The sequence below is a fragment of the Nocardia thailandica NBRC 100428 genome, assembly GCF_000308795.1.
Classification (GTDB): Bacteria; Actinomycetota; Actinomycetes; order Mycobacteriales; family Mycobacteriaceae; genus Nocardia; species Nocardia thailandica.
The window spans coordinates 1-8331 of record NZ_BAGK01000151.1 but is presented as its reverse complement, the minus strand read 5'-3'; the positions used below and the strand labels follow the sequence as shown (position 1 = coordinate 8331).

Genomic DNA, 8331 nt, shown 5'->3' with positions numbered 1-8331 from the left:
CGACCACCTCCATCGCGGGCCCGGCTCCCGGCCGCTGCCCGACACGGAGAAGATCGAGAAGGTCCGCCAGAGGCGTCCGGCGCCGGTCGACCGGCCCGACGACACCGCCGACCGTGCCATGGGCACCGGGAGGTCGGCGCGCAAACCCACCGGGCAGCGCAAGCAGACCGGGCCGTCCCTGCTCGACGACGTCACCCGGGCCCGGTACGAGACCATCGTGCGCGAGCAGTCGGGCCTGCGCGCGGTGTGGGCGACCTTCCGCCTGCACACCGACGACCTGCGCAGGCGCAACGCCCAGGCGCGGGACGAGGCGGTCGTGGTCGACGGATTCGACCGCAGCACCGCCGAACTCACCGATCGCGGCTACGCGGGCGCGGGCGGCGGCAAGATGAACGTCGTCGGCCGCCCGGTCGAGTACCGCGCCACCACCGCCCAGGTCGCCGGCCTGTGGCCGTGGTCGGTCGGCGCGGGCGCCCCGCTCATCGGCACCCCACTCGGCTCGCACCTGCACACCGGGGCCCCGGTGTGCTTCGACCCGATGAACTGGTTCATGCGCGGCAGCTTCATCACCGCGCCGAGCCTGTTCGTGCTCGGCCTCAACGGTTTCGGCAAGTCGTCGCTGGTGCGGCGGATCGTGCTCGGCGGCGTCGCCCAGGGCATCACGCCGCTGGTGCTCGCCGATGTCAAGCCCGACTACCGCAAGCTGGTCGAACTCGTCGGCGGCCAGGTCATCGACCTCGGCTACGGCCACGGCAAGCTCAACCCCCTCGCGGCGGGCGTGCTCGGGTCGATCGTGCCGCGCCTCGACGCGTTCCCGGCGCTGCAGCAGCAGGTGCTGCAGGATCTGCGGGCCCGCCAGGTGACCCTGATCGCGGGCCTGGTCGAACTCGTGCGCGGTGCCCGGGTGGCCGACTACGAGGAGACCCTCATCGCCACGGCGTTGCGGATCCTCTACCGGCCCGGCAGCGGATTCACCCCGGACCGGCCGCCGATCATGGAGGACCTGCTCGAGGTCATCGTCGCGGGCGGCCCCGAGATGAACCTCGACGCGGGCGCCGACGACGACGAGGAATACCAGCTGGCGATCAAGCATCTGCGCCGTTCGCTGCGGGCGCTGACCCAGGGCCCGTTCGGCGCGGTGTTCAACGGCCAGACCAGCGTGCCCATCGACACCACCGCGGTCGCCGTCTGCATCGACGTCTCCCACATCCCCAGCGGGGACAAGAAGCTCAAGGCCGCGGTCATGCTGGCCTGCTGGGCCGACGGTTTCGCCTCGGTCGAGGCCGCGCACGTCCTCACCGACGCGAAGATGGGGCCGCAGCGCTACTTCCAGGTCGTCATGGACGAGCTGTGGCAGGTGCTCGGCCTCGGCGACTTCATGGTCGACCGCGTCGACGAGCTGACCCGCCTGCAGCGCGGCATGGCGACCGCGCTGATCATGATCTCGCACACCATCAAGGACCTGCAGGCCCTCGGCTCGGAGGCGGCCATCGCCAAGGCCGTCGGCTTCCTGGAACGCGCCCGCGCCAAGATCTTCGGCGCGCTGCCCGCCGAGGAGATCGCGCGACTGGACTCCACCGTGCCCTTCACCGCCGCCGAGGCCGAGATGGTCACCGGCTGGTCGGCGCCGCAGGCGCTGACCGGCGAGGCGCTGCGGCCGGGCCAGCAGCGGCCCGCCCCGCCGGGCACCGGCCGATTCCTGCTCAAGATCGGTGAGGACCGCAGGCCCGGCATCCCGTTCCACATGGAGTTCACCGTGTCGGAGCGGGAGAGCGGGATCCACGACACGAACCAGCGGTTCAGCGAGTTCGGCGACAACCCCCGGGGCGGTGCGGATCCCGCCGTCGATCCGGAGGCGTCGTGAGGAGGGAAGCGTAGATGATGCCGCACCGTTCCTATCGCCGGGTCTCCCCGGAAGTGCGCAACGCCGCGGTCGAGCAGGTCGTGGCGCTGACCGACACGCTGCGCAGCGAGTCGGAGGCGTGCCGGGTGGTGGCCGAACAGATCGGCGTGCACACCAATTCGGTGCGCAACTGGGTGCGGGCCGCCGGCGACCCGGGCCTGGACGGGATGTCGGCCGCGGCGCTGCGCCGCAAGGTGGCGGTGCTGCAGCAGCAGCTGGCCGCCGCCGCGGAGGTGAACCGGGCCCTGGCCGACACCCTCAACGAAACCCGGCGCCGCGGGTGAGGCGTGCCCCGGCGGGCCGACGATGAACGCCCGCACCCTGGTCATGGCCGCCTTCGGGTCGGTCATCGGCCTCGTCGCCCTCGTGCTGGTCGTCGTGCTGCCCGCCGTCGAGGACTCCTGCGAGACCGGCAGCGTGCTCGGCAGTTCCGCGGCGGGCCTGCCCTCCCTCGGCGGCGGCTATCCTGGCGCCACCTCGGTGGCCGCGCCCGCCTCGACGACCGGCAACCCGGCCGTCACGGGCACCCCGTCGCTGGCCGCGGGTACCGGGCCGCTGCGGCGCACCCTGCCGCTGGCCGTGGGCACCTTCACCGTCTCCGACGTGTTCGGCTCACGCGACGGCGGACACCGCGGCGTCGACATGGCCGCCGCCGACGGCACCACCATCTACTCGGTGTCCGACGGCCGCGTGGTCGCGGCCGGGCCCGCCTCGGGCTTCGGGCACTGGATCGTGGTCGACTCCGTCGACACCAACGGCCGGGCCTTCTCCGCGGTCTACGGGCACATGTGGGCGAGCGGGGTGAAGGTGCGCGTCGGTGACACGGTGACCGCGGGCCAGCCCATCGCCATGGTCGGCTCCGACGGCGAATCCAGCGGGCCCCACCTGCATTTCGAGATCGTGCCCGGCGGCCGCTTCACCGGCGGCCGCCAGATCGACCCGATGCCGTGGCTCGACGGCGCCCCGACCCCGGATGTCGGTGGGGCCAAGGCGTTCTCGACCGACCCCAACTGCGTGCGCGGCTTCGGCAGCGCGGGCGGCGCGCTCGCGGTGGGCAAGGTGCCCGCCGACCTGGAGATCTGGTATCGGCGCGCGGGCACGGTGTGCGCGGAGATCCCGTCCTCGCTGCTGGCCGCCCAGGCCCGCCAGGAGTCCGGCTTCCAGCGCGGCCTCACCTCGCCGGCGGGCGCCCAGGGCCTGGCCCAGTTCCTGCCGGGGACCGCGGCGAGCATCGATCCCGACGACGGGCGGCCCTATGTCATCGATGCCGACGGCAACGGCACGGCCAGCGTGTGGGACGACGGCGACGCCATCATCGGCCAGGCCCGCTACATGTGCGCCATCGCCCACAAGATCACCGGCTGGATCCGCGAGGGCCGGGTCACCGGCGACCTGCCCGCCCTGACCCTGGCCGCCTACAACGCCGGTGAGGGCGCGGTCCTCGCCTCGGGCGGCATGCCCAACCAGTACGCGGCGCACTTCTCCGAGACCCGCCCGTACGTCACCAACATCCTGTCGATGGAACCGCAGTACCGCGCGCCGGGCTCCGGCGGCCGGTTCACCCCCGAGGGCTCCGGCGACGGCGCGCAGATCCTCGAGGCCGCCCACCAGTGGCTCGGCGCGCCCTACGTGTGGGGTGGCGGCGGGCCGCAGGGCCCGACCAACGGCGGGTTCGACGGCCCCGGCCTGACCGCCGCCGCGGTGTTCGCGGCCTCCTCGGGCGCGGTGACGCTGCCCGGGACGGCCGAGCAGCAGTGGGAATCCGGCACGGAGGTGCCGCTGGCCCGGATCGCCCCGGGCGACCTGGTGTTCAGCGGATTCGGGGTCCGGGGCCCGTCGGCGGTCGGGATCTACGCCGGCGACGCGACCATGATCCAGGCCGTGCCCGCCAGCAGTGGGGCGGGCGGCCGGGTCGCGGTGGTCGCGGTGCCGGGTGACGCGCGGGTGAGGAGGGTGCTGTGAGTGCCACACTGCGGATAACCTGGTGGGGGACAACACGAATCCGGACAAAACTGGCGGTGATGCTGGTGGCGGCGATCGTGACGGGCGTGACCGGTTGCGGCGGCGGCGATTCCGGCGCGCCTCCGGCCGCGACCACGACCACCCGGCAGCTCGAGGCGGCACCCGCGCCCGACCCGACAACACCCGACGGCGTCGCCGTCGCGGCGATCGCGGCCATCTACACCTGGTACCCGGTCACCGAACAGCCCGGCGACTCGCTGAACCGGGCGCGCCGGTGGCTGGGCCCCAGCATGCTGCGCGTGCTCGACGGCTCCGCGGGCGCCACCGACACCCCCCGGCCCACGCTGCAGTGGGCGCAGTGGGCCAAGGCGAAGGCCACGGTGGAGGCGTTCACCTTCGCCTCCGGCGAGAAGCCGCCGGGGACGGCCGATTCCGGGCTCGCCCAGTACAAGATCGGCATCGAGCAGACCGTGGTCTATCCCGACGGCAGGCGCGAGGCACTGACCCCGGCGACGGTCATCGCGACCGTCGTCTCGACACCCGAAGGCTGGCGGCTGGACGCCTACCGCTGAGAGCACGACCCCCAGAAGCGAATCCCACGGACGAGGTCACCAGGAGGCACACGTGGCGAAGAAGAAGAAGGTGACGGACCCGGCCGCCGTCGGCCCCGACCTCACCCTGTACGCGATCTATTTCGGTTTCGCGACCCTGATCACGGTGTGGGTGGCGCTGCACCTCGGCAACGCGCTGTCGGTCACCCATCAGGACATCCCCATCAACCCCATCGCGATCGTGGCCGACATGGTGCGCGGCAAGATCCACTGGCCGCGCACCTCGACGGTGCTGATCCTGCTGGTCATCGCCGCCGTCATCGGGTTCGTGGTGTTCCGGCGCCGCCGGGCCAAGCGGGCGCTCGTCGGTCGCCTCGCCGTCGACGACAAGGCCGACTACATGGGCATGGGCGGCGCCATCTCCTCGCTCACCGAGGCGGGCGTCCGCGAGAAGGCCGAGTTGTTCGGCCTGAAGCTCGGCCGCGACGACTCCCCGGGCGTCCCGATCGGCATCGGCGTCGCCGACGGCGTGCCGCTCTACGGCTCCTACGAGGACCTGCACCTCGACATCTGGGGGCCGCGCCAGGGCAAGTCCACCTCGCGCGTCATCCCGGCCATCCTGACCGCCATCGGCGCCGTCATCACCACCTCCAACAAGCGTGACGTGGTCGACGCGACCCGCAATGTGCGCGAGGCCAAGGGCAGTCCCACCTTCGTGTTCGACCCGCAGGGCGTCGCGGGGGAGCGCCCGACCTGGTTCTGGGATCCGCTGGCGTGGGTGGCGCCGCACCGGGACGGGGCGGAGATGCGGGCGGCCCGCCTCGCCGGTCACTTCGCCGACGCCGACAGCGAGGGCAGCGTCGAGAACCGCGACAGCTTCTTCGACGCCGAGGCCGAGGACCTGCTGGCCGGGCTGTTCCTGGCCGCCGCCTTCGACGGCCGGTCCATCACCGACGTGTGGCGCTGGGTGACCGACCCGCAGAACGCCGAGCCGATCGAGATCGTGCGCCGCGCGGGCCGCGACTTCATCGCCGACGGCCTCGCCATGCAGTACAACGCCGAACATCGCACCAAGGCGGGCATCTTCAGTACCGCCAAGAAGATGATCCGCTGCCTGCAGCTGCAGAACGTGCACGCCTGGGTGACCCCGGGCGACGAACCCGACCGCCTGCAGTTCGACGAGTGGGAGTTCCTCGAGCGCAACGGCACCCTCTACAGCCTGTCCCTCGAGGGGCGCGGCTCGGCGGCGCCGCTGGTCAGCGCCCTCACCGAGGCGGTCATCGACGTGGCGATGCGCAAGGCGTCGCAGTCCTCGGGCGGGCGGCTGCCCATCCCGCTGCTGGCCGTCCTCGACGAGGCGGCCAACGTGGTGCGCTGGAAGGATCTGCCCAAGCAGTACAGCCACTTCGGTTCGCGCGGCATCGTGGTGATGACGGTGCTGCAGTCCTGGGCCCAGGGCGTGCGCTGCTGGGGCGACGCGGGCATGAACGCGCTGTGGTCGGCGGCCAACATCAAGGTGCTCGGCTCGGGCATCGACGACATGGCCTTCCTGCGCGACCGCTCGGAGATCATCGGCGAATACGACTCGATCTCCCAGTCGATGTCGGAATCCGGTGGCGGCAAGAGCTATTCGCGGTCGCTGTCGTCCTCGACGACCTTCACCGCCCAGGCGCTGGCCACCCTGCCCCGGGGCCGCGCCATCGTGTTCACCTCCGGCCAGCCCGCGACGCTGGTGCGCACGGTGCCGTGGTGGGAGTCGAAGTACGCCGAGGCGGTCAAGGCGTCGATCGAGTACAACGACCCGACGCGCAAGACGCGCATCGACGATCTGATCGGCAAGGACGTGGGCACCGAACCCCAGTTGTCGGGGTCGGCGGGCACCACGCCGATGCCGCCGGGCGCGGCCGGCGCCACGCCTCCGCCGCCGAGGCCGGGTACCGCGCCCGCCCTGCCCGACGCGCCGGGCATCGCGCCGCCGCCCGGTCTGCGCGTGCCCCCGCACGGTGGCAACGGACCCGTCGAGGAGGTGGAGTCGCGATGAGCGAAGACGACTGGGCGCCGGTCGCGCCGGAGAACTGCAAGTACGGCAATCCCGTCGAGTTCTTCGTCCAGTACCTCGGCAAGGTCTACATGCGCCAGATCACCGACACCAGCGACACCGTCTGGTGCCCGGACTGGTACCGCCATCCGGAGGCCCTGGCGCGCGTCGACGCGCTGTGGCAGGCGTTCGAGAGCGCCCGCAACCACGGTGGGCCGGGCATGAGCCGGTGGTTCCGCGACCACGCGGACTGGCACATGGAGCGGTTGTTCGATCCGAAGGGGCCGTTCAAGTACTGCAGCGTGCGCAACGGGCACAAGGACATGCTCAGCCGCCTGCCCAGCGGGCCGGAGGTGGAGGCGCTGTATCCGGACGCGCCCGCGCTCAACGACCCCGAGGCTCCCGACACCGAACTCGAATGGACGGCCTGAGGGGCCTGCGCCCCTGAGTACGGGAAAGCCCCTGGCGCCGGGAGGATTCCGGTGCCGGGGGCTCGTGGTCGGTCGGGCGGGTCAGCGGCCGCGGTCGATGCCGCGCTGCAGACCCCGCGCCTCGCGGGCCAGGTCGCGGCCCATGGTCGCCTGCCGCGCGACCTCGTCGAGCCGGATCGCCTCGTCGGGGGAGATGCCGCGGCCCGCCTCGACCAGCATGCGCACCTGGGTCAGCTCGGGGGACACCCCGGATCGCTGGAGGTGAGCCGCGAGCGCCTGCCTGCGCTCGGCCGAGTCGTAGGCGAGGGACTCGGTGGCGTGGGAGGTCACCGCGAACGGGTTGTCCAGCTCCTTGGCCAGGGTGACGCCGTCGGTCATCGCGTCGCCGAGCGTGGGCCCGGAGCGGTCGAGGCCGGGGCGCTCGAGTGCGGGACCGGACTTCATCATCTCCAGTTCGATGTTGCGCGGATCCTTGGCCTTGGCCTCGCGCGCCTCGCGCAGCTGGAGTTCCTTGGCTTCCTTGATCTTCGCTTCGACCGCCTTGGCGCGGGCCTCGGCCTCTTTCTGGCCGTGTTCACGGGACTTGAGGGCGACCAGGGTGGCCATCTGGAGCATGGTGCGCATCATTGCCGCTGTTTCGCTACCGATGTCGTCGAGTTCCGCCATGGCTGCTCCCCGGATTGGCCGTTCACCGTGTGGACATGTACATGTACCCGCCTCGAGAATAACGCGGACGGGGCGCAGTGTCGTGCGCTGCGCCCCGTCATGTTACGTCCGATCTGCGAAGTTCAGCCGATCTTGACGGTCTCCAGCTTGATCGGCATGTTCGGCTGTCCGTCGCCGGGTCCGTTGGAGCCGTCGTCGCCCGCGCCCGCGACCTTGTCCAGGGTCTTCAGGCCCGCCTCGTCGATGGTGCCGAAGATGGTGTACTGCGGCGGCAGCTTGGTGTCGCCGAAGACCAGGAAGAACTGGCTTCCGTTGGTGCCCTTGCCGTCCGGGCCGGTGCCCGCGTTGGCCATGGCCACCACGCCGCGCTGGTAGTTCAGCGGCTGCTGGGCGGCCGGGTCACCGGCGGGGTACTGGTCGGTCGGGTACTCGTTGTCGAAGGAGTAGCCGGGGCCGCCCATGCCGGTGGCGGTGGGGTCGCCGCACTGCAGGATGCCGAAACCCTTCGTGGCCACGATGCGGTGGCAGCTGGTCTTGTCGAAGTAGCCCTGCTTGGCCAGGCTCACGAACGAGTTGACGGTGCACGGCGCCTGCGCGGCCTTCAGCGTCAGGCCGATGGGGCCCTGCGACGACGTGATCGCGACCGCGGTGTCCCCGGTCGCGGCCACACCCGTGGCGCCCGGCGCGGTCGCGGGCTTGGACGCGGGCTCCTGGCTGGCCGGGTAGGCGCAGTCGACGGTGGCGGCGCGCGCCGCGGGGGCGGGCGGGCCGGGCAGGTCG

Annotated in this window: 8 protein-coding genes; 6 read left to right on the top strand and 2 right to left on the bottom strand. The window is 72.0% G+C overall.

Features of this window, described 5'->3' with window-relative positions; all coding sequences use genetic code 11:
• From ON36_RS16205 to ON36_RS16180, 6 genes are all read left to right on the top strand, one after another.
• Nucleotides 1-1864 (top strand): putative type IV secretion/conjugal transfer ATPase (locus ON36_RS16205; protein ID WP_245558100.1); only part of this gene is annotated, 1864 nt, incomplete at its 5' end.
• Between the two features lie 14 nt (nt 1865-1878).
• Nucleotides 1879-2187, top strand: a complete 309-nt coding sequence (locus tag ON36_RS16200; RefSeq protein WP_043653691.1) for a helix-turn-helix domain-containing protein — start codon at nt 1879-1881, stop codon at nt 2185-2187.
• A 22-nt stretch (nt 2188-2209) separates the two neighbouring features.
• The gene (locus ON36_RS16195) at nt 2210-3865 is read left to right on the top strand and encodes a peptidoglycan DD-metalloendopeptidase family protein (protein WP_043653689.1); all 1656 of its coding nucleotides are present in this window, start codon (nt 2210-2212) and stop codon (nt 3863-3865) included.
• 59 nt (nt 3866-3924) lie between these two features.
• Nucleotides 3925-4437, top strand: coding sequence for a hypothetical protein (locus tag ON36_RS16190; RefSeq protein ID WP_083885176.1), 513 nt, complete (start codon nt 3925-3927; stop codon nt 4435-4437).
• A 52-nt stretch (nt 4438-4489) separates the two neighbouring features.
• The gene (locus ON36_RS16185) at nt 4490-6457 is read left to right on the top strand and encodes a type IV secretory system conjugative DNA transfer family protein (protein ID WP_083885175.1); all 1968 of its coding nucleotides are present in this window, start codon (nt 4490-4492) and stop codon (nt 6455-6457) included.
• Nucleotides 6454-6885, top strand: a complete 432-nt coding sequence (locus tag ON36_RS16180; protein ID WP_043653685.1) for a DUF4913 domain-containing protein — start codon at nt 6454-6456, stop codon at nt 6883-6885. Before ON36_RS16185 ends, ON36_RS16180 begins: the two co-directional genes overlap by 4 nt.
• Before the next feature lie 81 nt (nt 6886-6966).
• On the opposite strand, the gene ON36_RS16175 is transcribed toward ON36_RS16180, so the two are convergent.
• Together ON36_RS16175 and ON36_RS16170 are read right to left on the bottom strand one after the other, a co-directional pair.
• Complete coding sequence (locus ON36_RS16175) at nt 6967-7551, bottom strand: hypothetical protein (RefSeq protein WP_043653683.1); 585 nt, start codon at nt 7549-7551, stop codon at nt 6967-6969.
• A gap of 122 nt (nt 7552-7673) precedes the next feature.
• Nucleotides 7674-8331 (bottom strand): peptidylprolyl isomerase (locus tag ON36_RS16170; protein WP_043653681.1); only part of this gene is annotated, 658 nt, incomplete at its 5' end.

Excerpts from the sequence above, each read along its gene's own strand:
- ON36_RS16200 (WP_043653691.1), top strand. The coding sequence starts at position 1,879 with ATGATGCCGCACCGTTCCTATCGCCGGGTCTCCCCGGAAGTGCGCAAC.
- ON36_RS16195 (WP_043653689.1), top strand. The coding sequence starts at position 2,210 with ATGAACGCCCGCACCCTGGTCATGGCCGCCTTCGGGTCGGTCATCGGC.
- ON36_RS16190 (WP_083885176.1), top strand. The coding sequence starts at position 3,925 with ATGCTGGTGGCGGCGATCGTGACGGGCGTGACCGGTTGCGGCGGCGGC.
- ON36_RS16180 (WP_043653685.1), top strand. The coding sequence starts at position 6,454 with ATGAGCGAAGACGACTGGGCGCCGGTCGCGCCGGAGAACTGCAAGTAC.
- ON36_RS16175 (WP_043653683.1), bottom strand. The coding sequence starts at position 7,551 with ATGGCGGAACTCGACGACATCGGTAGCGAAACAGCGGCAATGATGCGC.